19 protein-coding genes and 1 pseudogene are annotated in these 24575 nt (G+C 72.9%); 9 read left to right on the plus strand and 11 right to left on the minus strand.

What is annotated here, in order from left to right; all coding sequences use genetic code 11:
* Positions 1 to 110 precede the first annotated feature (110 nt).
* Positions 111 to 1259, plus strand: coding sequence for an ROK family transcriptional regulator (locus tag AB0I94_RS31715; RefSeq protein WP_363313225.1), 1149 nt, complete (start codon positions 111 to 113; stop codon positions 1257 to 1259).
* Between the two features lie 227 nt (positions 1260 to 1486).
* Here AB0I94_RS31715 and AB0I94_RS31720 read toward each other — a convergent pair whose 3' ends face one another.
* Together AB0I94_RS31720 and sigJ are read right to left on the minus strand one after the other, a co-directional pair.
* The gene (locus AB0I94_RS31720; protein WP_363313152.1) at positions 1487 to 2248 is read right to left on the minus strand and encodes a GntR family transcriptional regulator; all 762 of its coding nucleotides are present in this window, start codon (positions 2246 to 2248) and stop codon (positions 1487 to 1489) included.
* Between the two features lie 245 nt (positions 2249 to 2493).
* Positions 2494 to 3384: an RNA polymerase sigma factor SigJ gene (gene sigJ / locus AB0I94_RS31725; protein ID WP_363313153.1), complete on the minus strand. Its 891-nt coding sequence runs from the start codon at positions 3382 to 3384 to the stop codon at positions 2494 to 2496.
* 184 nt (positions 3385 to 3568) lie between these two features.
* On the opposite strand from sigJ, the gene AB0I94_RS31730 reads away from it, so the two are divergent.
* Positions 3569 to 4414, plus strand: a complete 846-nt coding sequence (locus tag AB0I94_RS31730; RefSeq protein ID WP_363313154.1) for an alpha/beta hydrolase — start codon at positions 3569 to 3571, stop codon at positions 4412 to 4414.
* A gap of 24 nt (positions 4415 to 4438) precedes the next feature.
* On the opposite strand, the pseudogene AB0I94_RS31735 reads toward AB0I94_RS31730, so the two are convergent.
* Positions 4439 to 5275, minus strand: a pseudogene (locus AB0I94_RS31735) (EamA family transporter); the annotation flags it as partial.
* A gap of 123 nt (positions 5276 to 5398) precedes the next feature.
* On the opposite strand from AB0I94_RS31735, the gene AB0I94_RS31740 reads away from it, so the two are divergent.
* On the plus strand, positions 5399 to 6817 hold the full coding sequence (locus AB0I94_RS31740) for a PLP-dependent aminotransferase family protein (RefSeq protein ID WP_363313155.1): 1419 nt from the start codon (positions 5399 to 5401) through the stop codon (positions 6815 to 6817).
* A gap of 33 nt (positions 6818 to 6850) precedes the next feature.
* Here AB0I94_RS31740 and AB0I94_RS31745 read toward each other — a convergent pair whose 3' ends face one another.
* Positions 6851 to 7261 (minus strand): VOC family protein, encoded by a 411-nt coding sequence (locus AB0I94_RS31745; RefSeq protein WP_363313156.1) that lies wholly within the window; start codon positions 7259 to 7261, stop codon positions 6851 to 6853.
* Positions 7262 to 7579: 318 nt separating this feature from the next.
* Here AB0I94_RS31745 and AB0I94_RS31750 point away from each other — a divergent pair, with 318 nt between their 5' ends.
* Positions 7580 to 9163, plus strand: a complete 1584-nt coding sequence (locus AB0I94_RS31750) for an alkaline phosphatase D family protein (RefSeq protein ID WP_363313157.1) — start codon at positions 7580 to 7582, stop codon at positions 9161 to 9163.
* 153 nt (positions 9164 to 9316) lie between these two features.
* Positions 9317 to 10750, plus strand: coding sequence for a GNAT family N-acetyltransferase (locus AB0I94_RS31755; protein ID WP_363313158.1), 1434 nt, complete (start codon positions 9317 to 9319; stop codon positions 10748 to 10750).
* Here AB0I94_RS31755 and AB0I94_RS31760 read toward each other — a convergent pair.
* The gene (locus tag AB0I94_RS31760; RefSeq protein WP_363313159.1) at positions 10689 to 12038 is read right to left on the minus strand and encodes a PLP-dependent transferase; all 1350 of its coding nucleotides are present in this window, start codon (positions 12036 to 12038) and stop codon (positions 10689 to 10691) included. The genes AB0I94_RS31755 and AB0I94_RS31760 overlap by 62 nt on opposite strands.
* 60 nt (positions 12039 to 12098) lie before the next feature.
* On the opposite strand from AB0I94_RS31760, the gene AB0I94_RS31765 reads away from it, so the two are divergent.
* The gene (locus AB0I94_RS31765; RefSeq protein ID WP_363313160.1) at positions 12099 to 12611 is read left to right on the plus strand and encodes an Lrp/AsnC family transcriptional regulator; all 513 of its coding nucleotides are present in this window, start codon (positions 12099 to 12101) and stop codon (positions 12609 to 12611) included.
* A 35-nt stretch (positions 12612 to 12646) separates the two neighbouring features.
* Positions 12647 to 14365 carry a DUF885 domain-containing protein gene (locus tag AB0I94_RS31770; RefSeq protein WP_363313161.1) on the plus strand — a complete coding sequence of 573 codons (1719 nt, stop codon included), beginning with the start codon at positions 12647 to 12649 and terminating at the stop codon, positions 14363 to 14365.
* 4 nt (positions 14366 to 14369) lie between these two features.
* Here AB0I94_RS31770 and AB0I94_RS31775 read toward each other — a convergent pair whose 3' ends face one another.
* Positions 14370 to 14897: a rhodanese-like domain-containing protein gene (locus tag AB0I94_RS31775; RefSeq protein ID WP_363313162.1), complete on the minus strand. Its 528-nt coding sequence runs from the start codon at positions 14895 to 14897 to the stop codon at positions 14370 to 14372.
* A 94-nt stretch (positions 14898 to 14991) separates the two neighbouring features.
* On the opposite strand from AB0I94_RS31775, the gene AB0I94_RS31780 reads away from it, so the two are divergent.
* The gene (locus tag AB0I94_RS31780; protein WP_363206589.1) at positions 14992 to 15438 is read left to right on the plus strand and encodes an Lrp/AsnC family transcriptional regulator; all 447 of its coding nucleotides are present in this window, start codon (positions 14992 to 14994) and stop codon (positions 15436 to 15438) included.
* Positions 15439 to 15460: 22 nt separating this feature from the next.
* Here the strand turns inward: AB0I94_RS31780 and AB0I94_RS31785 are convergent, their stop codons facing one another.
* From AB0I94_RS31785 to AB0I94_RS31795, 3 genes are all read right to left on the minus strand, one after another.
* The gene (locus AB0I94_RS31785; protein WP_363313163.1) at positions 15461 to 18535 is read right to left on the minus strand and encodes an SMC family ATPase; all 3075 of its coding nucleotides are present in this window, start codon (positions 18533 to 18535) and stop codon (positions 15461 to 15463) included.
* Entirely contained in the window at positions 18532 to 19695 is a 1164-nt protein-coding gene (locus tag AB0I94_RS31790; protein WP_363313164.1) for an exonuclease SbcCD subunit D, read from the minus strand. The genes AB0I94_RS31785 and AB0I94_RS31790 overlap by 4 nt, the downstream gene beginning before the upstream one ends.
* A gap of 134 nt (positions 19696 to 19829) precedes the next feature.
* Positions 19830 to 20972 (minus strand): DUF6777 domain-containing protein, encoded by a 1143-nt coding sequence (locus AB0I94_RS31795; protein ID WP_363313165.1) that lies wholly within the window; start codon positions 20970 to 20972, stop codon positions 19830 to 19832.
* Between the two features lie 296 nt (positions 20973 to 21268).
* Here AB0I94_RS31795 and AB0I94_RS31800 point away from each other — a divergent pair, with 296 nt between their 5' ends.
* Entirely contained in the window at positions 21269 to 22465 is a 1197-nt protein-coding gene (locus AB0I94_RS31800) for a streptophobe family protein (protein WP_363313226.1), read from the plus strand.
* Here the strand turns inward: AB0I94_RS31800 and AB0I94_RS31805 are convergent.
* Both AB0I94_RS31805 and AB0I94_RS31810 read right to left on the minus strand, forming a co-directional pair.
* Positions 22462 to 23484, minus strand: a complete 1023-nt coding sequence (locus AB0I94_RS31805; RefSeq protein WP_363313166.1) for a serine/threonine-protein kinase — start codon at positions 23482 to 23484, stop codon at positions 22462 to 22464. The genes AB0I94_RS31800 and AB0I94_RS31805 overlap by 4 nt on opposite strands.
* Positions 23484 to 24569 carry a hypothetical protein gene (locus AB0I94_RS31810; RefSeq protein WP_363313167.1) on the minus strand — a complete coding sequence of 362 codons (1086 nt, stop codon included), beginning with the start codon at positions 24567 to 24569 and terminating at the stop codon, positions 23484 to 23486. Before AB0I94_RS31810 ends, AB0I94_RS31805 begins: the two co-directional genes overlap by 1 nt.
* Positions 24570 to 24575: the final 6 nt, after the last annotated feature.

A 24575-nucleotide genomic window follows, 5' to 3' on the forward strand; every position in this document is an offset into this window, starting at 1 on the left:
GCCGATCGGCACTCTGTGTCACAGGTGGGCCCGGCACTCGCAGCGGTCGGCCCCGGCGAGTACGATCCGCCCATCATGCGCACGAGCTGGGAGGACGTACGTTGGGGCGGCTGACCGGCGGGGATCCCTCTCTGCTGCGGCGGATCAACTCCGCGGTGGTGCTGCACGCGCTGCGTGCGGCGGACTTCGCGACACTCACCGAGATCACCCGCGTGACGGGGCTTTCCAGGCCGACCGTCGAGGGCGTGGTCGAGGGGCTCATCGAGGCCGGGCTCGTGGTGGAGACCGCCGCCGAGGAAGGCGCGGCCAGACGCCAGGGACGGCCTGCCCGGAGGTTCCGCTTCCGGGCCGAGGCGGGGCATCTGCTCGGCCTGGAGATCGGCCCGCACCGGGTCGCCGCGGTCCTCTCGGACCTGGACGGCCGGGTGATGGGCACGGCCGCCAAGGACGTGGCCGAGACGGCTCCGGCCGACGAACGCATCGAGCGGCTGCGCACGGCGGTCGCCGATCTGCTGCGCCGTGGCGGGATCGCCCGCAGCTCCCTGCGCGCGGTGGGCGTGGGCAGCCCCGGCATCGTGGAGGCGGACGGCACGGTCCGGCTCGGCACCGCGCTGCCCGAGTGGACGGGGCTCCCGCTGGGCGAGCGCCTTCGCCGGTCGTTCAAGTGCCCGGTGCTGGTGGAGAACGACGCGAACACGGCGGCCGTGGCCGAGCACTGGAAGGGCGCGGCGACCGAGTCCGACGACGTGGTGTTCGTCCTCGCGGGGCTCAGCCCGGGGGCCGGGGCGCTGATCGGCGGGCGGCTGCACCGCGGCTACGGCGGCGCAGCCGGGGAGATCGGCGCGCTGCATCTGCTGGGCCGCGACGTGACCCCGGAGACGCTGCTCTCGACCACCGACGAGCCGCTGCACCCGCTCGACGAGCAGGCGGTGGCGGAGGTGTTCGCCCACGCGCGCGAAGGCGACGAGCGGGCGCAGCAGGCCGTGGAGCGGTTCATTCAGCGCCTGGTGCACGACGTGGCGGCGCTGGTGCTCGCCCTGGACCCCGAGCTGGTCGTCGTGGGCGGCTGGGCGGCGGGTCTGGACGGCGTACTGGAGCCGCTGCGCCGCGAGTTGGCCCGTTACTGCCTGCGGCCGCCCCGGGTCGCCCTGTCGATGCTCGGCGACTCGGCCGTCGCGACGGGCGCGCTGCGCCTGGCCCTCGACCATGTCGAGGAGCAGCTGTTCGCCGTCGAGGGGACGGTCACCGCGCGGCGCTGAGCCGCCGCGCCGACCTGAACGTCAGGACGCCCGGCGCTCGGGGCCGTGGTGGATCTCGACGCCGCCCGCGTCGCCGAACGTGAGGCGGCAGGCGCCCACGCACGCTCGGCACCCCGGCCGACGCGACAGGCACTCTCCGCCGCGCCCTCGACCATGTCGAAGAGCAGCTGTTCGCCGTCGAGGGGACAGTCACCGCGCGGCGCTGAGCCGCCACGCCGACCTGAGCGTCAGGACGCCCGGCGCTCGGGGCCGTGGTGGATCTCGACGCCGCCCGCGTCGCCGAACGTGAGGCGGCAGGTGTCGGCGCGGTAGGTCGCCACGGATACCGCCGCGGTGCGTCCCTCGGCGAAGAAGCGGGTCGTCACGACGAGGACCGGCGCTCCGGGCAGCCGGTCGAGCGCCTTGGCGTCGTCCGCGCGGGCCGAGCCGAGCTCGACGGCGCGGTCCTGTCCTTCGAGGCCGAGCCGGTGCAGCTCACGCAGCACGCCACGCGCGCGCGACGGTCCCGACGGGGCGTCCACGCCGGAGGGCTCCGCGACGGATGACATCGGCACGTACAGCAGCTCGGCGGCCACGGGCTGGCCGTGCGAGACGCGCGTGCGACGCACCACGTGCACCTGCTCGTCGGGGTCTGCCGCCAGCATGCGGGCCACGGCGGCGGGCGGGACCGCCGGTGCGCAGTCGGCGGGCTGCCAGGCGTCGCCGACCTCGCCCGGCCAGGTGCCTTGTGCGGATCCGACGGCCACACCCATCCGCGGCGGGGCGACGGTCGTGCCGACCCCGCGGCGGCGCTGCAGCCTGCCTTCGAGCTCGAGCTGTTCGAGTGCCTGACGGAGCGTGGCGCGGGCGACGCCGAACCGGGCCGCGAGATCACGCTCGTTGGGCAGGATCTCCCCGACGGCGAACTCGGAGTCGAGTGCCTCGCTGAGCACGGTCTTGAGGTGCCAGTACTTCGGCTCCGGTGCCGTTTCCAGCTGCGTGGTCCCCACCCTGTCCTCCGCAATCGCCGTGTGCCGGCGGCTTTTTAGCGCCCTTGTTTATTAAAGGTTCCTGCACTATCTCTGCGACGATAGAGCGGCCCCCACCCTTGGTCAAGACCAATCCTGGATCCGTTACAGCGCGCACAGGGACGATGCCACAGAGCATTCACGCGTTGTTGGCGTGGGGCCACATACGCATGGCGAACAAGACAAAAACCCCCGCCCTGAGCGGGCGGGGGTCCGTCATCCGGGGCCTAGGAGGCGAGCCCGACCAGCTTGTCCGGGTTGCGGATGATGTAGACGCATGTGATCTGTCCGTCGGCGACGTCCAGTTGAAAGAGGGAGTGCGGCTTGCCGTCGACCAGGAAGAGGACGGAGCTCGCGCCGTTGATCTCCAGGAACCGGGCCTCCAGCTCCGCCCCGGCCGGCACGCCCTTGCGCGCCGCGCCGCTGAGGAAACGGCCCACCTTGTCGGCCGACTCGATGACGCGCAGCGGGGCCTTGGCCTTGCCGCCGCTGTCGCCGACGAGGCGTACGTCCGGTGCGAGCAAGGCCATCAGGCCACCCAGGTCCCCACCGGCCGCCGCGGCGAGGAACCGCTCGGTCAGGTCCCTGCGCTCGTCCGGATCCACCTCATAACGCGGCCTTCCCTCGTCGACGTGCTTGCGGGCCCGCGCCGCGAGCTGGCGCACGGCGGGCTCGCCCCGGTCCAGCGTGAGGGCGATCTCCGAGAACGGGAACCCGAAGGCCTCCCGCAGCACGAACACCGCGCGCTCCAGAGGCGAGAGGGACTCCAGGACGACCAGGACGGCGATGGACACGGAGTCGGCGAGCACCGCCTGCTCGGCGGTGTCGGGGACGGTCGGCCCGTAGTCCGTGACGAGGGGTTCGGGCAGCCACTGACCCACGTACGACTCGCGGCGTGACTGCACGTGGCGCAGTCGGTCGATGGCCAGCCGGGTGGTGACGCGCACCAAGTAACCGCGTGGCTCGCGCACTTGGGACCGGTCGGCCGCCGACCAGCGCAGCCAGGACTCCTGGACGATGTCCTCGGCGTCGGCCACCCGGCCGAGCATGCGGTAGGCCACGCCCATCAGGACGGATCGGTGCTCTTCGAAGACGTCGGTCACGGTGTCGGTCGCCACTCCTCCATCCCAGCCGACGAAACCACCTGGTGTCCAGACGAATTGGGTGCGTCGCGCCCCACATCGGTCCGGCGGCCGTTGCCCTCACCCTCTTGAACTAAAGGCTACTGAGCGGTAATTGTTGCTGACAAGGTGTCTAAGGTGTCTGAGGACCGTCGCTGGGCGGCGGGGACTGGAGCAGCAAATGGCCGCAGAGGTGTCCTTCAGCGTCGAATCGCCCGGCGGCCCGCGGACGCTGACCCTGGCCTACGAACGCGCGGGCGAGGGCGAGCCGCTGCTCCTGCTGCACGGCATCGGGCACCACCGCCAGGCATGGGACCCGGTGTTCGGCATCCTGGCCGCGCGGTACGACGTGATAGCCGTGGACCTGCCGGGCTTCGGGGAGTCCCACGCCCTGCCCGAGGGGCTGCCCTACGACATCACGACGGTGGTGTCCGTGCTCGGGGCGCTGTGCGAGGCCCTGGAGATCGAGCGTCCGCACGTGGCGGGCAACTCGCTGGGCGGCCTGCTCGCCCTGGAGCTCGGCCGGGAAAAGCTCGTGCGCTCGGTCACCGCACTGTCCCCCGCGGGTTTCTGGACACCCGGTGAGCGGCGGTACGCGTTCACCACCCTGCTCGCCATGCGGCACGGCGCACGGCTGCTTCCGCTGCCTCTGATCGAACGGCTCTCGCGGACCGCGGCCGGGCGTGCGGCGCTGACCAGCACCATCTACGCCCGCCCCGGCCGCCGTTCACCCGAGGCCGTCGTCGCCGAGACGCTCGCGTTGCGCGACGCCAAGGGGTTCGAGCAGACCCTCGCAGCCGGACGTGACGTGCTCTTCGGCGCTGACCTGCCCGACATCGCCGTCACCGTCGCGTGGGGCTCGCGCGACCGGATTCTGCTGCGCCGCCAGGGCGTCCGTGCCAAGCACGCCGTCCCCGAGGCGCGTCTGGTGCGGCTTCCCGGCTGTGGTCACGTCCCGATGAACGACGACCCGGCCCTCGTCTCGCGCGTCGTCCTCGACACCTGCCGCCGCACGCCGGCCGCGTAGCACGCCGGAGCCGATGGCCACTCCGGCGCCGACGAGCGCGCTGCCCACGGCCTGCGGGACGCCGTAGCTGCCGGTGCCGACCAAAGGGGCGGTGAAGGCCGCCGCGACGGGAATGAGACCGGAGAAGAGGGTGGCCCGCTCGGCGCCGATGCGCTGGATGCCCGAGTACCAGCAGACGAACCCGATGACGGTGACGATCGCCGCCTGCCAGAGCAGGGCCGCCGCCTCGGTGGTGCCGGGCACCGGCAGCCAGTCACCGCCGTCGACCACGACGCCGATGAGGGCGGACTCGACGGCGGCGATTCCGCAGACCGTGGCGGAGAGCAGCTTCGGGCCGAGCGGGCGCAGCACGGGGACGGCGAGGACCGCGAAGCCGACCTCGCCCGCGAGCGCGCACACGGAGAAGAAGATGCCGAGCCCGTCCGTACGGCCCCACCCCTGCACGGTGAAGGCTCCGGCGGCCACGATCAAGGCCCCGTACATCACCAGGCGCTGCGGCTGCCGCCCCTCCAGGAGCGGCACGATGACGGCCACGACGACCGGGGCGCATCCTACGAAGACACCCGGTACGGCAGGTTCCGCCGAGCGTTCCGCGGCGAGGATCGCCAGGTTGAAGCCGACCATGCCGACGGCGGCGAGCATCGCGAGCCGCCCCCACCGGCGGCGCGTCAGGCGACCCAGCGGCGCCGCGTCGCCCCGTCCGAGCAGCGGCAGGAGCAGCAGGAAGGCCAGGGCGTAGCGGAGGAACTGGCCGCCCGCGTACGGGTAGTCGCCGAGGAGGCTGTTGGCGGTGAAGGAGCCTCCGACGAGGAGGCAGGCGAGGGCCGCGAGGAGAGACCCGCGTGTGAGGTTCGCGTTCATGTCCCCGACGTTAGGAACGGACGCGGACCGGTTTAAGGTCCACTTCCGGGACCGTTTCGGGGACCACTTCGGGATCCCGTGACGCGCCCGGCCATCGCCGTCACACCAAGGAGGCGCGTCCCGGTGTCATCGAGTTCGGACCGAGCGCCCGCGACCGCCGCCTGGGAGCTGCTGCTCCCCGCCGCCTCGGCCCCCGCCCGCAGCCGTGGCCGCAGCCTGCAGTCGGCGCTGCGCGAGGCCGTCAGGTCCGGTCGCCTCGCGTCGGGGACACGGTTGCCCTCCAGCCGTGAGCTCGCCGCCGACCTGGGCGTCTCCCGTGGCCTTGTCACGGAGGCGTACGAGCAGTTGACGGCCGAGGGTTATCTGCGCAGCGACCGGGGCGCGGGCACCTGGGTGGGCGGCGCGGCGCGGAAGGCCGCGCGCGGCGCCCGCGATCTGGCGCCGCGTCCCGTCCACGCGCGCGTGGACTTCATCGCGGGCACCCCCGACCTCTCCCTGTTCCCGCGCGCCGCGTGGGCGGCCGCGCACCGCGGCGTCATGGCCGAACTCCCCCACCACGCCCTCGGGTACCCGGACCCGCGTGGCCTGCCCCGGCTGCGTACGGCCCTCGCCGAACTGCTCGTACGCCGCCGGGGCGTGGTCGCGAACCCCGAGACGATCGTCGTCTGTTCCGGCGTGGCGCAGGCCATGGCCCTGGTCGGCTTCGTGCTGCACGCGCGCGGGGTGCGTACCGTCGGCGTCGAGGACCCCGGAAGCCCGCAGCACGGCGAGCTGTTCGCTTCGGCGGACGTCGCCACGGTGCCGGTGCCCATGGACGACGAGGGTGTCGTCACCGGCGTACTGCGGGAACGGAACCTGCGTGCGATCGTCACCACACCCGCGCATCAGTTCCCCCTGGGCATCGGCTATTCGGCACGGCGACGCACCGAACTCCTCGACTGGGCCCGGGCCGTGGACGGGCTGGTCATCGAGGACGACTACGACGGGGACTTCCGCTACGACCGCGCCCCGGTGGGCGCGCTGCAAGGACTCGACCCCGAACGCGTCGCCTACACGGGCTCGGTCAGCAAGTCACTCGCTCCGGGGCTGCGCCTCGGCTGGCTGCTCGTCCCGGAGTCGATGACCGATGAGGTGGTCGCCCGCAAACGCATGATGGACCTGGGCAATCCGGCACTCGACCAGGCGCTCCTCGCGCGCTTCGTCGAACGCGGTGACTACGACCGCCAGCTGCGCCGCTGTCAGCGTGCCTACCGGGAACGCAGGGACACGCTCGTCGCGGCGCTCGACGAGCACTTTCCCGGCACGGAGGTGTCCGGCATCGCCGCCGGGCTGCACGTCATCGCCGGGCTGCCCGGACAACGGGGATCGCAGGCGGACTTCCTGCGGCGGGCATCGGAGGCCGGGGTCGCGGTCCGCCCGCTGAGCGACTACGGCTCGGCGGACGGCTCAGGTGTGCGTCTCGTGCTCGGCTACGCCCACCTCACGCCTGCCCGGATCGCCGAGGGGGTGCGGCTCCTCGCCGAGGCCGGCGACCGGCGCTGAGGCAGGAGCGGGCCGTATCAGGAGTTGGCCGTATCAGGAGTTGGACCACGCGCGCGTGCAGAGCACCAGGCGGTAGCCGTCGGGGTCCTCGATGGTGACGCCCCACTCGTTCCAGTACGGGTTGGGCGAAACGACGCGGGTTCCGCCGTGCGCCTCCAAGCGGGCCACCAGGTCGTCGGGGACGGGCTCGTCCAGGTAGATGACGAGCAGATCCTCCTCCGTGGGGCGGGGCAGGACCGGCTTGTCGGCCTCGTGGACGAGTTCGAGATGCCATGGGGCCTCCGGCCAACCCACCATGAGCAGGTCGTGCTCCCCAGGAGCGCCATCGCCCTGCGAACGCCAGACGACGTCCAGGCCGAGGCCCTCGACCCAGAAACGCTCCGCCGCAGCGAGGTCGCGGGACGGGCGGGCGATGCGGATGTGGCTCTGACCGTTGACAGGCATGGGTCCCCCTCCGGTGGGCGCGCTCGGCCGCGCGCCTCTGCCGCCGAGCCTAGACAGCTGACGATCTCCCGGCATCGGCCGCCCGGCCTGGGACGAACGACCGACCCCCCGCGACGTGCGACCTGCGACGCAGGACGGGTGCCCCGGGGCCCCAGACCCGAGGCCGCGTACGAGGGCGGCGATGGGAGGACATGCCCTTCGCACACCGGTTCCCTTGCGCCTGTTGGCAGTTGTTCACTTGTGGTTCGTGTGTGCGCCGCCGCGTACCACTAGTTCTTGCCCTGCACACTGGTCGCACCTGTCACTGGAGGCGCATTCATGTCACACCCACAGCCGAGCCCGTCCCCTCGCCGCCGCAGTGTGCTGCGCGGCTCGCTCGCCGTGCCGGCGGCGCTCGCCGTGCCGTCCATCACCGGGGCCGCTCCGGCGTTCGCCCGGTCAGGGCGCCCGCGGGCCGAGTGGGGTGTGCAGGCCGGTGACGTGACGTCGCACGCGGGTCTGGTGTGGGTGCGTTCCGACCGTCCGGCCCGCATGATCGTGGAGACGTCCGCAACGGAGTCGTTCCGTAACCCCACCCGGTGGAAGGGCCCGGTGCTCGGTCCGGACACCGACTTCACCGGGACGACGCGGCTGCGGGGGCTGCCCGCGGGCGAGCAGATCCACTACCGCGTGATCCTGGCCGACCCGGACGACCCCAGACGCACCGGAGAGCCGGTCACCGGCACGTTCCGTACGACGCCGAAGGGGCGCAAGGAAGGAGTGCGCTTCCTGTGGTCGGGTGACATCGCGGGCCAGGGGTGGGGCATCAACCCGGACCGTGGCGGCTGGCGCGTCTTCGACGAGATGCGCCGCAGGGACCCGGACTTCTTCCTGTGCAGCGGCGACAACATCTACGCCGACGGGCCCATCCTGCCGAGCGTCACCCTGCCCGACGGCACGGTATGGCGGAACGTGACGACGGAGGAGAAGTCGAAGGTCGCCGAGTCGCTCGCGGAGTTCCGGGGCGCCTTCCGCTACAACCTGCTCGACGAGAACCTGCGGCGCTTCAACGCCCAGGTGCCCTCCATCGTGCAGTGGGACGACCACGAGGTGCGCAACAACTGGTACCCGGGGCAGATCCTGACCGACCCCCGTTACACCGAGAAGAACGTGGACGTCCTCGCCGGGCGCTCCCTGCGCGCGTTCAGCGAGTACTACCCCATCTCGACGCTCCCGCCGGGTGACGAGGACGGGCGGGTGTACCGCGTTCTGCGGCACGGGCCGCTTCTCGACGTCTTCGTCCTGGACATGCGTTCCTACCGCAACGCCAACTCGCCCGGTCGGCAGCCCGACGACGCCACCGGCATTCTCGGCGCCCGGCAACTGCGGTGGCTGAAACGGGAGTTGTCGCGTTCACGTGCCACCTGGAAGGTCATCGCTTCCGACATGCCGCTGGGCCTCGTCGTGCCGGACGGTTCGGCGAACTTCGAGGCGGTCGCGCAGGGCGACCCCGGCGCGCCGCTGGGCCGCGAGCTGCAGATCGCCGAACTGCTGCGGCACATCAAGCACCGCAAGGTCACCGGGACGGTGTGGCTCACCGCCGACGTGCACTACACGTCGGCACAGCACTACGACCCCTCGCGTGCGGCGTTCAAGGACTTCGCGCCCTTCTGGGAGTTCGTGTCGGGACCGCTGGCGGCGGGCGGCTTCCAGGCGCTCAAGCTCGACGGGACCTTCGGTGCCGAGCAGCGTTTCGTCAAGGCGCCGAACCGCTCCAACACCTCGCCCGCCGAGACGCCGCAGCACTTCGGCGAGGTCGACATCGACGGCGACAGCGGGGAGCTGACCGTGCGGCTGCGCCAGGAGGGCGGCGGAGTGCTGTTCACGAAGGTGCTGCAGCCGGGACGGGTGGGGCAGCAGTGATTTCGCCGTCGAACGCGCACCAAGAGGACACGTCCGCACTTCACGAAAGGCCAAAGTTGAACTAAACGGACAGAAGGCGTCTTAACTCATCAGTCACAGAACGTTCGTGATCACGCAACACCCTTCCTCCACAGTGGCTGTATGAGTGCTGACATGTCTGATGTGACGCGAACCAAACATGGCCGTCCCGTGCACCACTGGCGGCGGGACCTGGTGGAACTCGCCGCCCTCTTCACGGCCGTGGCCGTGGCGGACGCGGTGGCGAACATGATCGGGCACGGTCCCGACGGCCCCGCCCTGCTCGTGATCTCGGCCGTGGCGCTGCTCGCCACGGTCGGCTTCCACACATGGTGGGCACGCCGCCACAACCACGCACCCCCGACGGCGGACGATACCGACGCCCGGCCCCACACCGCCGGGCAGCGGACCGGCATCACCGCGACCGAGTCGTCCACCGGGGAGACCACGCTGTGGCGGATGCGCACCACGGTGCGGGACGAGCCGGGCGCGCTCGCCGCCCTGTGCACGGCCCTGGCCCACGCCGAGGTCGACATCCTGAGCCTCCAGGCACACCCGCTGGCCGAAGGCACCGTCGACGAGTTCCTGCTGCGCGCCCCCGCCGACGTGCCCGCGGCGGAGATCACCCGGGGCGTCGCGCACGCGGGCGGCTTGAGCACCTGGATCGAGCGGGCGGACGCCCACGACCTGGTGGACGCCCCCACCCGCATCCTCGGCCTCGCCACCCGCACCGCCCTGGACGCCGCCGAACTCCCGCTCGCGCTACGGCAGTTGCTCGGCCGCTGCACCATCCGGTCACTGCCCGCGAACGCGCAGGCGAAGGCCGCGTCCGGACCGCGGGCGGACGTGCCCGCCGACGGCGCCCCCGTCGAGGGCGCGCTCGAGGGGACGGTGCTGCGCCTGCAGGCCCCTGAGGGCGAAGTGATCACCGTGGAGCGGCCGTATCTGCCGTTCACACCGACCGAGTTCGCCCGCGCGCGTGCCCTGGTCGAGCTCGACACCCGGCTCGGCCCGCGCGTCCCGCGCAGCCACGACGTACTGACCCTGGCCGAGGGCAACTCCATCACCGTGCGCCGGGCCGACACCGCCGATGTCGACGCGGCCAAGGCCATGCACGAGCGCTGCTCGCAGCGGACCCTCGGCATGCGATACCACGGCCCCGTACGGGACGCCGACCGCTATCTCACCCACCTGCTCAGCCCGCGGTTCGGCCGCACCCTGGCGGTGCAGACCGCTTCCGGGCGCATCGTCGGCATCGGCCATCTGCTCTGGGACGGCGACGAGACCGAGATCGCGCTGCTCGTCGAGGACGACTGGCAGCGCCGTGGCATCGGCAGCGAACTGCTCGGCCGCCTGGTGACGATGGCGGTCGAGGCGGGCTGCGAGAGCGTGTACGCGGTGACGCAGGCGTCCAACACGGGCATGGTCGCCGCGATGCGCGGCCTCGGGCTGCCCCTCGACTACCAGATCGAGGAGGGCACGCTGGTCATCACCGCGCGTCTCGAAGCTACGCCGGTGAGTTCGCGACTGCCGTACGACCAGCCGCAGGGGCGGGCGGAGCGGCACTGACCCGGGCTCCGGCCGACGTGCCGGTGCCGGTGCCGGCGCTGACCCCGGCGTTGGTACCGACGCTGATGCCGGACGGCTGAGGGCCAAGGGCACGGTCGAGGTCCTGCCACAGGTCCTCGACGTCCTCGAGCCCGGCGGAAAGGCGCAGCAGCTTGTCGCTCACGCCCGACGACCGCCGGTCCGCCGGGTCCACGACGCGGTGGCTGATGGACGCCGGATGCTGGATGAGCGTGTCGACGCTGCCGAGGCTGACCGCCGGGGTGATCAGACGCACCCCGGCGGTCACCTCGTGCGGGTCGCCGATGACCTCGAAGGCGACCATGGCGCCGCCGATCCGCGGATAGTGCACCCGGCTCACGCGCGGATCGGCAGCCAGCCGCCCGGCCAGCTCCGCCGCGCTGGCGGAGGCGGCACGTACCCGCACCGGCAGGGTGGACAGGCCCCGCAGCAGCAGATATCCCGCGAGCGGATGCAGCACCCCGCCGGTGGCGAACCGGACCTGCCGCAGCTGCCGCGCGAACTCCTCGTCGCACGCGACCACACCGCCCAGCACGTCGCCGTGGCCGCCCAGGTACTTCGTGGCGCTGTGCAGCACGAGCCGCGCCCCGCTCTCGGCCGGCCGTTGCAGGACGGGCGTCGCGAAAGTGTTGTCGGCGAGCAGCGGCACGGTCCCGCAGGCCTGGGCCACGGCACGCAGATCCAGTTCGGCGAGGGTCGGATTGGCGGGCGACTCGACGAGAACCAGGCCCGTGTCCGGCCGTATGGCATCGGCGATGCCCGCTGGGTCGACCCAGGACACCTCGGAGCCGAGGAGCCCCGCCGTGAGCAGGTGGTCGCTGCAGCCGTACAGCGGGCGGACCGCGACGACATGGCGCAGCCCTGCCGCTCCGCGTACGAGAAGAACCGCCGTCAGCGCCGCCATGCCGCTGGCGAACGCGACCGCGCTCTCGGTGCCTTCGAGCCGGGCCAGGGCGGTCTCGAAGCGGGCCACGGTCGGGTTGGCGAGGCGGGCGTAGACGGGCGGTCCTCCGTCCAGGCTGCCGTCGGCGGCGAAGGTGTCGATGCGGGCCGCCTCGCCACGGGTGTCGTACGAGGGGTAGGTGGTGGACAGGTCGATCGGGGCGGCGTGCAGGCCGAGCCCGGCGAGGTCGTCGCGTCCGGCGTGCACGGCCTCGGTGGCCAGGGCCCGCGGTGCGGGCGGTACGGTCGGGGCCGGGGCTCCTGGCAGTGGCGCCGCAGTCGGGTCCTGGTGGCCGGTTCCGGGGCGGCATTCCGTGTTCGTGTCCATACCTGACAGCCTGAACAAAGACCGGCTCCTGGTAGTTGAACCCCGTGCTACGTTCGGCAAGTGGCTGATTCTGTCGTACTCGACCCGGTGGATCTCCGCATACTGCGGCTGCTGCAGAACGATGCCCGGATCACCTACCGCGATCTCGCGGCCCAGGTGGGCGTCGCGCCGTCGACCTGTCTGGACCGCATCTCCCGTTTGCGCCGCTCCGGTGTGATCCTCGGGCACCAGCTGCGGCTCGATCCGGCGAAGCTCGGCCGCGGCCTGCAGGCGCTGCTTTCCGTGCAGGTGCGGCCGCACCGGCGCGAGCTGGTCGGGCCGTTCGTGGAGCGGATCAGGGCGCTGCCCGAGGCCCGTTCGGTGTTCCATCTCGCGGGCCCCGACGACTATCTGGTGCACGTGGCGGTGGCCGACACGGCGGACCTGCAGCGACTCGTCCTCGACGAGTTCACGGCGCGCCGTGAAGTGGCACGCGTGGAGACGCGGCTGATCTTCCAGCAGTGGGAGTGCGGCCCGCTCCTGCCGCCGGGCCCGGAGGCCGCTGACCAAGGGGCGACCTCCGGCCAATCGTGATGACGGGGGCGTGTTCCGCGTACGAGGATGTCCGCATGTCAGCCACGAAGATCCCGAACACGAGCGAAAGCGGCGGCCCGCTGCCTCGCCAGGTCGCCGACGCCTACGTCGACGAGTTCATCGCCCTCGATCCCGTCAACGGCACGTTTCTCGGCGTCAAGGCCAGCCACAGCAAGCTCCCGGACACCTCGCCCGAGGGCCAGGAGGCCGTCGCGGAGCTCGCCCGCGCGACGCTCGCCCGGCTCGACGAAGCGGAGCGCAGGCCCGGCGCCGACAGCGACGCCGAGCGGCGGTGCGCGCGGCTTCTGCGGGAGCGGCTCACCGCGGAACTCGCCGTCCACGATGCCGACGAGGGACTGCGTGCGGTCGGCAATCTGCACACCATCCCGCACGCGGTGCGCGAGGTCTTCACCGTGACTCCGATGGAGACGGAAGAGGACTGGGCGGCGATAGCCGAACGGCTGCGTGCCGTGCCTGCCGCGTACGAGGGGTACCGGGCGTCGCTCGAACTCGGCCTGGAACGCAAGCTGTTCGCGGCTCCCCGGCCGACAGCCGTCTTCATCGGGCAGCTCGGCGAGTGGGCGGGCCCCGGCGGTGACGAGGGCCGCGGCTGGTTCGAGGAGTTCGCCGCGGACGGGCCGGACTCGCTCAGGGCCGAGCTGGACGCCGCGGCACGCGAGGCCACCGCCTCTGTCGTGGCGCTGCGCGACTGGCTGCGTGACGTGTACGCGCCCGCGATCGAGGGCGCCCCCGACACGGTGGGCCGTGAGCGCTACGCCCGCTGGTCCCGCTACTTCAACGGCGCCGACCTGGACCTCGACGAGGCGTACGCGTACGGCTGGTCCGAGTTCCACCGGCTGCTCGGCGAGATGCGCGCCGAGGCCGAGAAGATCCTGCCCGGCGCGGACACACCGTGGGTGGCGCTCGCCCATCTCGACGAGCACGGCACGCACATCGAAGGCGTGGAGGAGGTGCGGGTCTGGCTCCAGGAGCTGATGGACCAGGCGATCGAGGCGCTGGACGGCACGCACTTCGAACTCGCCGAGCGCGTACGGAAGGTGGAGTCCCGCATCGCCCCGCCGGGCGGCGCGGCGGCCCCGTACTACTCGGGCCCCTCGGAGGACTTCTCGCGCCCCGGGCGGACGTGGCTGCCCACGATGGGCGAGACCCGCTTCCCCGTCTACGACCTGGTCTCCACCTGGTACCACGAGGGTGTGCCCGGCCATCACCTCCAGCTCGCGCAGTGGGCGCACGTCGCGGAGAACCTCTCCCGCTACCAGGCGACCATCGGCATCGTCAGCGCCAACGCGGAGGGCTGGGCGCTGTACGCGGAGCGGCTCATGGACGAGCTCGGCTTCCTCGAGGACGCCGAGCGCAGGCTCGGATATCTGGACGCCCAGATGATGCGGGCGCTGCGTGTCATCGTCGACATCGGCATGCACCTGGAGCTGGAGATCCCGGCTGACTCGCCCTTCCGCCCGGGTGAGCGCTGGACGCCTGACCTCGCGCAGGAGTTCTACGACGCGCACTGCAGCCGTCCCACGGATTACGTGGCGAGCGAGATGACCCGCTATCTCTCCATCCCCGGCCAGGCCATCGGCTACAAGCTGGGCGAGCGGGCCTGGCTGCTCGGACGCGAGAACGCGCGGCGGCGGCTCGGCGAGGCGTTCGACGCGAAGGCGTGGCACATGGCCGCGTTGTCGCAGGGGTCGCTGGGGCTCGACGACCTGGTGGACGAACTGTCCGCGCTCTGAGTCCTCAGCAGCCGCAGTCCGCCGCGTCCGCCGGGGCCGTCAGGGTGTCGGGGGCGCGGCGCTCGTTGCCCTCCCAGGTCTCGAACTCGAAGCCCTCGCGGGCCCAGTACTCGAAGCCGCCCAGCATCTCCTTCACCTGGTAGCCGAGTTGGGCCAGGGCGAGGGCGGCGCGGGTCGCGCCGTTGCAGCCGGGACCCCAGCAGTACGTGACGACCGGGACGGACTTGTCGAGGAGTTGCTCCGCCTGCTCGGGGACGAGGGCGGTGGGAAGGTGGATCGCTCCGGGGATGTGGCCCTGGTCCCAGGACGCCGTCGATCGGGAGTCGACCACGACGAAGCCGGGGTCGCCGTCGGCGGCGAGCGCCGAGGCGACGTCCGACACGTCGGCGTGGAAGGCGAGGCTCGCCCCGAAGAACGCGGCGGCGGCAGCCGGGGAAGCGGGAGCCACCCGCAGGACGGCATTGGGGCCGGCGGCCGCGTCGGCCGGAGTGCTCGTGGAGGTCGTCGCCTCGGTGTTCGTCACTGTGCTCATGGCCAGAAATCTACGGGCGAAACCAGCGATCCAGAAGGGATGATCACCGGCGTACCTCTTGATCAGCCGGGGATTCCCCTGTTACCTCTCAAGCATGACCGGTTATTCCACGGACGCCACCGATTGGCGCATCCTCGATGTCCTCCAGCGCGAGGGCCGCGCAAGCTACGCGGAGCTGGCGCGCGCCGTCGCCATGTCCCCGAGCGCCGTCACCGAACGGGTCCGCCGCCTGGAGGAGGCGGGCGTGATCCAGGGGTACGCGGCCGTGGTCGACCCGGAGCGTCTTGGCCTGCCCATCCTGGCGTTCGTACGCCTTCGCTACCCGAACGGAAACTACAAGCCGTTCCACGACCTCGTCGAGGTGACCCCGGAGATCCTGGAGGCGCACCACGTCACCGGCGACGACTGCTTCGTGATCAAGGTCGCCGCCCGCTCGATGGGTCACCTGGAGGAGGTCGCGGGGAAGATCGGCGCGCTGGGATCGGTGACCACCAGCATCGTCTACTCCTCTCCCCTGCCGAGGCGCCCGCTGGGCCGCTGAGCCGTCGAGTCCGGGGCGTCCCTCACACCCCGCCCCGCTGCCGTACGACCGACCCGGCGCGCCCCTTCTCGACCTCCAGCTGGGCGTGGACGCGTCGCCGCAGGTCCGCGACGTGGCTCACGATGCCGACGCTGCGGTCCCGCTCGCGCAGGGAGTCGAGGACGTCGAGGACCTCGTCGAGGGTCTGGTCGTCGAGGCTGCCGAAGCCCTCGTCGATGAAGAGTGTGTCGAGCCGTACGCCACCCGCCTCGTCGGTGACGACGTCCGCGAGGCCGAGCGCGAGGGCGAGCGAGGCGAAGAAGGTCTCGCCGCCCGAGAGCGTGGACGTGTCGCGCTCCCGGCCGGTCCACGCGTCGACCACATGCAGACCGAGGCCCGAACGCCCGCGCCCCGTACGGTCGTCGGAGTGGACGAGGGTGTAGCGGCCGGAGGACATGCGCCGCAGCCGCGCGGTCGCCGCGGCCGCGACCTGTTCGAGCCGGGCCGCGAGGACATAGGACTCCAGGCGCATCTTGCGTTCGTTGTCCGCCGACGTGCCCGCGGCAAGGCCCGCGAGGCGCGCCACGCGGTCGTACGCGTCGCGCAGCGGCGCGAGCCGCCGGGCTCCGGCGGCCGAGCGGTCGGAGAGCCGGTCGAGTTCGGCGCACCGCCGCGTGGCCGCGTCGAGCGCGGAGGCGGCCACGCGGGCCCGCTGGTCGGCGTGGTCGGCGGCTTCCTGGGCGGCCCTGAGGTCGGCCTGTGGCTGCTGGGCGGCGGCGGCCGCGTCCGGCTCGGCGAGGAGGGAACGCACCGCCGCCTCTTCGTTGCGCCACTCGTCGATACGGTGCTGCAGTTCGCGGTGGCCCGCGTCGTCCAGCAGGGCCTCTGCCGCCTCCCCGGGCGTGTCGAACCCGGCGCGGAAGGCGGCGTCGGCGAGTCGCGCGTCGGCGTCCTTGAGCCGCTCGGCGGTGTCGTCGGCGACGCGTACGGCTTCCGAAGCCTCGGTCAGGCGGGCGGCCTGCCGCTCCAGCTGGTCGGCTCGGGCGGCGACGCTGCCGCTGGCGCCGCGTGCGCGGACCAACTCGGCTTCCAGCCCCGACTGTTCGCGCTCCAGGGTGTCCCGGAGGGTGGCGCGGGACGCGGCCCGCACGGCGGCTTCTTGCCGCACGGCAACCCTGCGGTCGTGCTCGCGCTCGGCGTGGGCGAGGGCTTCCTTGGCGGCGTGCAGCTCGGAGGCGCGACCGCGCGCCTCGGCGTGTTCCCTTCCCAACTCGTCGGCCAGCGCGGCGAGTCGCTCGGCCGATGGCCCCTGGGGTGCGGTCTCCGCCTCTTCATCGCCCCTCTCCCCGCCGGACGATCCGAGGGCCGCGGCACCGGCCGCCGCCAACGACTCGCGCACCTCGCCGAGGTGTCGTTCCTCCCGCGTGCGCGCCTCTTCGGCCTGCCGGTAGGCGGCGAGCGCCGACTCCTCCGTGGTTCGGTCGACGTGCCCGGCGGTCTTCGATGCGGGCGCGGGGTGTTCGGTGGCTCCGCAGACCGCGCAGGGGGCGCCGTCGGCCAAAGTGGCGGCCAGTTCCGCCGCGATGCCGGTGAGGCGCTGTTCCTTCAGGGTGAGCCAGTGTTCGTGGGCCGTGGTGGCACGCTCACGGGCCGCGAGGGTGCGCTCGTACGCGACGGTCGCTTCCCCGGCGAGGCGGTCGCGGCGGCGCGCCGCGGCCAGCCTGCCCTGGGTGGACTCCAGTTGGGCCGCGAGGTGCTCCGCACGCGTCGCCGCGTCCTGAGCGGACTCGATGCGCTCCTGGAGCGCGCTGCGGGTCGCGTCCCAGCCGTCGAGCCAGCCCGCGGCCTCGCGCAGGAGCTCGTCGTCGGCTCGCTCCTCGCGCTCCAGGGAAGCGCGCTCGGTACCGAGTTCGGTCAGACGCCGCTCGGCGCGCCGGGCGGATTCGAGACCGCCGAGTTCTTCGGCTGCCTTGCGCGCGGCGGCGGCGAGCCCCGCCGCACCGGAGTCGGCGAACGTGGCGGGCAGCTGCCCGCGCGCTCGTGCCGCTTCGGCGCTCGCGCGGCGGTGCTCCTCCTCGGTGGCCCGGCGCAGGCCGAGCGCGGGGGCGACCCTCTCGGCCTTGCGGGCGCGCTCCATCCGGGCCTGCCGCTGCCGGTGTTCCTCGGCGCGCTCCCGCAGGCGCCCGGCCCGCTCCCGCGCCTGGGCGAACCGCCTCTGCAGCCGGTCGAGTTCACGTACGTCCTCAAGGCGGCGCCCCGCGGCGGCCTGCGCCGACTCGGCGGCCGTGAGGGCGCACCCGGCGATCGTGCGCCGCTCACGGGCGCTGGTACGGGCGACGGCGGCCCAGGTCAGGACGGACTCGGCGAGCCCCGGATCGCCGGGTGAGAGATCGGGCAGCGGCGGCTCGGCGCCCTCAAGGCCGCCCTCGGCGGCCTGCTGCATCCGATGCGCGTCGGCGAGGAGCTCCTTGTCGCCTTCCCGCACCGCGCCCTCGGCCTCGCGCCGCTGCTCGGCGAGCCGCTGCTCGACCGCCGCGAACCTGTGCGTGTCGAAGAGCCGCCCGAGCAGTTTGCCGCGGGCTTCGGCGTCGGCCCGCAGGAAGCGCGCGAAGTCACCCTGCGGCAGCAGCACGACTTGGCAGAACTGCTCCTTGCTCATGCCGAGCAGCTGCGTGATCTCCTCGCCGATCTCCTGGTGGGAGCGGCTGAGGTCCTTCCACCCGCCACCGTGCCCGGATTCCCCGGCCTCGTACTCCCGGAGCCAGCTCTGCGCCTTCTCCATGGTGGTGCCGGTGCCGCGCTTCTTCGGACGCTCCCACGGCGGCTGCCGGGTGACCTCCAACCGGCGCCCGGCGACGGTGAGTTCGAGGCACACCTCCGTCCGCACGCCGGGCTGCGCGTGGTCGCTGCGCAGCGTCACGCCCTGGCCGCTGCCCTGCCGGGGCCCCGGCACGGAGCCGTACAGGCCGTAGCAGACGGCGTCCAGGACGGATGTCTTTCCCGCGCCGGTCGGCCCGTGCAGCAGGAAGAGCCCGGCGGCGGAGAGGTCGTCGAAGTCGATGTCCTGGGTGGTGCCGAAGGGGCCGAACGCGGTGATCCTCAGCCGGTGCAGCCTCATCGCGCCACCTCGCGCAGCGTGTCGTCGCTGCGGACGGTGTCGAACGCCGCTCGCAGCACCTCCTGTTCGCGTACGTCGGGCCCCGCTCCTCGCACATGGGTCACGAAGTCCTCCGCGATCTGCTGGTCGCTGCGGCCCTTCAGGCGCTGGGCGTACGAGACGTCCGGGTCCTCGGGGGCGCGTTCGGGATCGAAGACGAGGCTGAGGGTGTGCGGGAAGCGCTCGCAGAGGCGGGCCATGGGCTCGTCGGGGCGTACCGGATCGGTGAGCGTCGCCTCGACCCAGGCGCCCTCGTGGCGGGCGAGGTCAGGGTCGGCGAGCAGCGTCTCGATGTCGCCGCGGATGCGGGCGAGCGGGCGCGGCACCGGACAGTCGATCCGCTCGGCCGCGATCTCGCCCGCGGCTCCCAGGTCGACGAGCCACATGCTCTTGCGGTGCTTGGATTCGGAGAACGAGTACGGCAGCGGGGAGCCCGAGTAGCGCACGCGCTCGCTGATGGTCTGGCTGCCGTGCAGGTGGCCGAGCGCCACATAGTCGACGCCGTCGAAGACCCCGGACGGTACGGCGGCGACCCCGCCGATGGTGATGTCCCGCTCACTGTCGCTCGCCTCGCCGCCGGTGACGAAGGCGTGGGCGAGGACCACGGAACGAGTACCCGGAGTCCGGGCCGCCAGGTCGGCGCGGACCCGGTCCATGGCGGCGCCGAGCACCGCCTCGTGCCCGGCCCTCGCCACCCCGAACTCGTCCTTGACCAGGGCGGGTTCGAGATAGGGAAGGCCGTAGAACGCCACGTCCCCGTGATCGTCGGCCAAGACCACCGGGTCCGCGCAGGCGGCGGGGGCGGTGCGCAGGTGGATGCCCGCGCGGCCGATGAGCCCGGCGCCGACGCCGAGGCGGCGCGCCGAGTCGTGGTTGCCGGAGATCATCACCGTCGGGATGCCGAGGTCCGCGAGCCGGTGCAGCGCGTCGTCGAAGAGCTCCACGGCGGCGAGCGGAGGTACCGCTCTGTCGTACACGTCGCCGGACACGACGACGGCGTCCGCCTGGCGCTCGCGCGCCGTCGCGACGAGGTGGCCGATGAAATCGGCCTGGGCGCCGAGCATGCTCACGCGGTGGAACGCCCGGCCCAGATGCCAGTCGGACGTGTGCAGAATTCTCAAGACGCCACTCCGGCCCGCATGCTCACTTTCCCCTCCTACGCCCCGGCTCGAGGACCGCCCCAGCACGGGCCCCGCCGACAGCACCCACCACGCTAGCGCCTGTCGGCCCCTGCTCGATCACGAACCTCGATCTGTCACGGAGAGGACGGCGGCTGCGCGGGCTGCGACGCGGGCGGCTCCTCCTGCTCCGAGGAGGGCGTCCGCGGTGCGGACGAGGCGGGCGGCGAGGAGGGTTCACCGGTGGAAGGGGACACCGAAGGGGGCGCAGGGGAGGAAGAGGGCGGGGTCGACGTGGACGGGGACGGGGAGGGCTGCTTCACCGGCGGCGCGGTCTTCGTGTCACCGGCGCCCGTGTCGCCCTTGTCACGTTCGAACCAGTCGCCGCTTTCCGGGTCGTACATGACGAATTCATTCACGACCTGGGTGGCCGGCGCCACGACCACCACGTTGGAGGACCGATAGCCGGGCCACGCGTCACCCGTCGGCTTCGGGGTGCTCTTCTGCGCGACAGGGGGCAGCAGCGGATTGCCGCAGGCACAGCGCACGCGCGGCACGCCCCGGTCGTCGACGAGGACGGCGGTCCCGGCCTGCAGGACCGCCTGATAGGCGGTGGGGGCGCCGTCGCGGTAGCCGTGGTTGGTGACGCGGGTGTCCATGCGCAGCCGTACGGGTGTGAGCGCCCGCAGGTACGCGGGGACGGCGGACGCCTCGATGTCGAGCACCGAGGCGAACGCCTTGTTCTTCGCCGGGTCGTTCTCCAGGGCGCCGACCTGCTTCTCCACGTCGCAGCTGCCGACCTTGCGCGTCCCGCCGTAGAGGCCGGGGGCGGCGCCGTCGACGGCGCGCGTCACGTTGGCCGACGCCGAGGAGCTCGGCAGGGCGCTGGGTGACGGCGGCGTCGGGTCGTCCCGGGCCGTCGACTCGGTGAAGGGATCGGGGCCCTGCTTCCCGGCAGGCTGCAGGGCGACCTCGCCACCGGATTCAGAGGCCTTGTCCGGCCGCGTGAGGACGACGGTCAGCACCACGGCTGCCACCAGCACGAGGGAGATCGCCGCCACGCGCGGCGCCGACTTCCACCAGGGGCGGCCCTGCTCCGGACCCCTGCCGGGGCCCTGCTCGGGGCTCGCGCCGCCGGGCGGGCCCGGAGGGTCCGGTGGGCCGCCCGGTGGGCCGCTCGGGGTGCCACCGGGCTGCGAAGGGCCGGGCTGCGAAGGCCCCGAGAGCGGGCCGGACGGGGGTCCTGTGGGGCGTCCTGACGACGGCGGTTCGGCGCTCACGAGCACTTCTTCCCTGCGTAGGGGATATATGGCGCTCAGACCCAGTAAGCGACGCTTCATGCGATCCGCACGCCTGATTCCGTTATGCGCCTATTGTGTGTCCCGCTTCCCCGGGTCCCGCAAGCCGACGCGGTCGGCCCTCCCGAGGGGCGGACCGCCGCGGCGCTGCATAGCGTGACAACGTGAGCGACCAGACACCGCCCGGACGGGCAGGCGCGCGGCGCGCGTCCGAGAACCGGCGGGCCCCCCACGGCTGGATCCACGCCCTCCTCGCCGTGCTCGCCGCGCTGGTGGCCATGGCCGTCGTCGCCGCGCTCGGCCTGTGGGCCGCCGGGGCCGCGGACCTCCCCGGCGGCGCTTTTCCCAGTGTCGTCGCGGCCGTCGTCGTGATGGCGGTCGGCGGCTCCGTCGGGCTCTCCGGCGACGCAGGGGCGATCGCCGAGACGAACGCCGGGCTCTCGGTGCTCCCCCTCTCGGTCACCCTCGCCGGGGCCCTGGTGGTCGCGGCCGGGTTTCTCAGGCCGCTGCGGCACCGGGCCGTCGCCGACACCAGGGAACTGGCCGGCTGGGCCGGGCGGCTCGCCGCACTGTGGGTGCTGCTCCTCATCGGCCTCGGCCTGCTGGCCCGCCACCGGTTCACGATCACGCTCGGGGAGGGGGCCGCTGCCGACATCGGTGATCTGCTGGGCGCCTCGCCCGAGGTCGGCTTCGAGACGGATGTCCCGCTGACCCTGCTCTTCGGGCTGCTGTGGCTGGCGGGTGTCCTGGCCTTGGCGCTGCTGGTCTCGCGCGGGGCGCCGCTCCCGGCCCGCCTGTTGCGCTTCCAGGAGTCGGTGCGGCCCGCGGCGTACGCGATGGTGGCCCTGCTGCTCGCCTACGCCGCCCTGGGATTCGTCGTCGGCGTGGTCGTGGCGGCGACCAAGGGCCACGCGGCCGAGACGTTCGCGGTGCTCCTGCTCGGGCTGCCCAACCTCGTCTGGCTCGCCTTCACCCTCGGGCTCGGCGCGTCCTGGGAGGGCCGCGTGGACGGGCCTTTCGGGCTGCCCATGCCGAAGGTCCTGGACGACGTACTGCGCACTCCGGACGACTCCACGCTCAACCTGCGCACACTCGCCGAGCACGACGGGCGGGTGTGGTGGCTGCTGGTGGTCGCGGCGGCCCTGGTGCTCGGCGCCGCGTTCCTCATGGCGGCACGCTCACCGGCCCGGATGCCGGCCTGGCAGCACGCGGTGCACATGGCGGTGGCGCTGACTTCGACGGTGCTCGCCGTCTGCCTGCTCGCCCGCGTGTCCGCCCACTACGGCCTGTCGCTCCTGGGCATCGGCGACCTGGGCGGCGGCCTGTCGGGGCTGGTGAAGCTGGACCCGGAACTGGGGACCGCGCTGATCCTCGCCGTGGCGTGGGGTCTGGTCACCGGCTTCATCGGTGGCCTGCTCGCGCGTGGGGTGCACCGGCGCGGTGAGGTGGAGAAGGACGGCCGCTCACCGTCCTAGCCGGGCAGCCGCCGAAAGACCGGGCGCGCCCAGCTCGGCGGCTCCGGGGGCGCTCCCGGGTCCGCCGGTGCTCCTACGACCCGCGGGTCCACCCGCGTGGGGGCATGACCCCGCGCGCTTCCCGTGGCCGCGGCGCGCAGTGCGGCCGCGAATTCGAGGCAGCAGCCGTACCGGTCCTCCGGGCTCTTGGCCAGCGCCTTCGCGAGGACGCCGTCGAGGGCGGCGGGAATCTCGGGGCGCTTTTCCGTCAGGCGGGGCGGCTGGTCGTACTGATGGGCCCAGAGCAGGGCCATGTCGTCGTCGCGCTGGAAGGGCGGCCCGCCGGCCATCGTCTCGTGGACGACGCAGGCGAGGCTGTAGACGTCGCACCGGCCGTCCACCGGGCGTCCGGAGATCTGCTCCGGCGCCACGTAGTCGAGGGTCCCCACGAACTGGCCGACGGTCGTGAACCCGGTCAGCGAGAGCGACTTCTTCGTCAGACCGAAGTCCGTGAGGTAGACGTGCTCCGGGTGGTCGCTGTCCGTGCCCTTGGCCACGAGTATGTTGCCGGGTTTGACGTCACGGTGGACCAGGCCGTGATCGTGGGCCGCGTCGAGCGCGGACGCGACCTGCGCGGCGATGCGAAGGGCGGCTTTGACGGGGAGGGGGCCCGAGTCGTCGAGCAGGTGGCGCAGGTCGAGCCCGGGAACGTACCGCATGGCGATGTAGAGCACGCCGTCGGTCTCGCCCGCCTCGAAGACCGGCACGATGTGCGGGTGCTCGATCGCGGCGGCCACGCGTGACTCGTGCGTGAAGCGCTGCCGGAAGGTGTCGTTGCGGGCCAGCTCGGGGGCGAGCAGCTTCAGGGCGACGGTCCGGTCCAGGCGCAGGTCCCTGGCGCGGTAGACGACGGCCATTCCCCCGCGCCCGATCTCCCGCTCGACGCGGTAGCCCGCGATCTGCTGTCCGATCAGCTCGGACGGCCGTCCGTGAGCGGTGCTCGGGCTCGCCGGTTCGTCGTCGCGCGGCACGGCCCCCATCACGCGTCACCGGACCGGACCGCGGGGCCCGGGTCGACCGTGACGGGAGGGATGCGACGAGTGGGTTCCTCGGCGGCCGGATCGGGGGCGAGCCCCTCGCCGCGCTCACTGTCCGCAGCTCGGACCGGCCCCGCGCCGGACAGGGCCTCGACGACCTGTGTCGGTTCGGGAGAGCCCGCAGCGCCACCAGGACGCACGGCCCGCTCACCCGCGGACCCGCGACCGGCGCCAGACTCGCCATCCCGCACGGAAGCCCGACCCGAACCACCAGCGGCCTCGACCACCTGCGTCGATTCCGGACCCGCCACGCCACCAGGGCCCACGGCCCGCTCACCCGCGGACACGCGACCGGCGCCAGACTCGCCGCCCCGCACGGAAGCCCGACCCGAACCACCAGCGGCCTCAACGACCTGCGTCGGTTCCGGGCCCGCCGCACCGCCCGAACCCACGCCCCCGCCGCTCACGGGCGCCCCGTCGCTCACGGGTGGCACCCGCCCAGTGCTGTCGTCGCCGTCCGGACCGCCGGCCTGGTTCGGGGACACTGGGCCCACGGCCCGTGGCGGCTCCAGGCCCGCGGCTTCCCCGGCCGCTCCGTGGACGCTCGGGGCCTCCCCGGCCGCGTACGTGTTGAGCCGGGTGCCCTCGCAGTACACCCAGCGCTCGTGTTCGGCGTCGTAGAGCCACATCGACTCGCCGTCGACGACCACGCCGACGCGTAGACCGTGCGTCCGGTCGCGGAAGGACTCGCCGTTGGTTTCGCCGGCCGCCAGTTCCTCGCTCGCGCGGCGGTAGCGGCTCAGCGCCTCCTCGGTTCGCGCCAGCAGCGGGCCCGGGTCCCCGGTGCGGGTCAGGGGGTGGCCGGCGGCGGGCGGGTCCTTCGGTACGGCGATCAGGAGGCGGCCGTCGACCCAGGCCGACCAGTCGTTCGCGCAGACGATCCGGGCCCAGTCACCGAGGCGGTCGGCGAGCTGGACGGGCAGGAGCGCGTCGAGCGGCGTCGTCGGGCGGTTCACGTCCGGCGCCTCCCAGGCGGAAAGACCGTCCTGGGGGACCACATGTGTGGGGCGGAAGTCCGCTGTGGTCATCTCGTC

Source organism: Streptomyces sp. NPDC050147, from assembly GCF_040660195.1.
Classification (GTDB): Bacteria; Actinomycetota; Actinomycetes; order Streptomycetales; family Streptomycetaceae; genus Streptomyces.

Coding starts and splice junctions, on each gene's coding strand:
- AB0I94_RS31805 (WP_363313166.1), bottom strand. CDS start 23,484: ATGGGGGCCGTGCCGCGCGACGACGAACCGGCGAGCCCGAGCACCGCT.
- AB0I94_RS31745 (WP_363313156.1), bottom strand. CDS start 7,261: ATGCCTGTCAACGGTCAGAGCCACATCCGCATCGCCCGCCCGTCCCGC.
- AB0I94_RS31770 (WP_363313161.1), top strand. CDS start 12,647: ATGTCAGCCACGAAGATCCCGAACACGAGCGAAAGCGGCGGCCCGCTG.
- AB0I94_RS31760 (WP_363313159.1), bottom strand. CDS start 12,038: ATGGACACGAACACGGAATGCCGCCCCGGAACCGGCCACCAGGACCCG.
- AB0I94_RS31800 (WP_363313226.1), top strand. CDS start 21,269: ATGGCCGTCGTCGCCGCGCTCGGCCTGTGGGCCGCCGGGGCCGCGGAC.
- AB0I94_RS31755 (WP_363313158.1), top strand. CDS start 9,317: ATGTCTGATGTGACGCGAACCAAACATGGCCGTCCCGTGCACCACTGG.
- AB0I94_RS31780 (WP_363206589.1), top strand. CDS start 14,992: ATGACCGGTTATTCCACGGACGCCACCGATTGGCGCATCCTCGATGTC.
- AB0I94_RS31785 (WP_363313163.1), bottom strand. CDS start 18,535: ATGAGGCTGCACCGGCTGAGGATCACCGCGTTCGGCCCCTTCGGCACC.
- AB0I94_RS31775 (WP_363313162.1), bottom strand. CDS start 14,897: ATGAGCACAGTGACGAACACCGAGGCGACGACCTCCACGAGCACTCCG.
- AB0I94_RS31750 (WP_363313157.1), top strand. CDS start 7,580: ATGTCACACCCACAGCCGAGCCCGTCCCCTCGCCGCCGCAGTGTGCTG.
- AB0I94_RS31730 (WP_363313154.1), top strand. CDS start 3,569: ATGGCCGCAGAGGTGTCCTTCAGCGTCGAATCGCCCGGCGGCCCGCGG.
- AB0I94_RS31810 (WP_363313167.1), bottom strand. CDS start 24,569: ATGACCACAGCGGACTTCCGCCCCACACATGTGGTCCCCCAGGACGGT.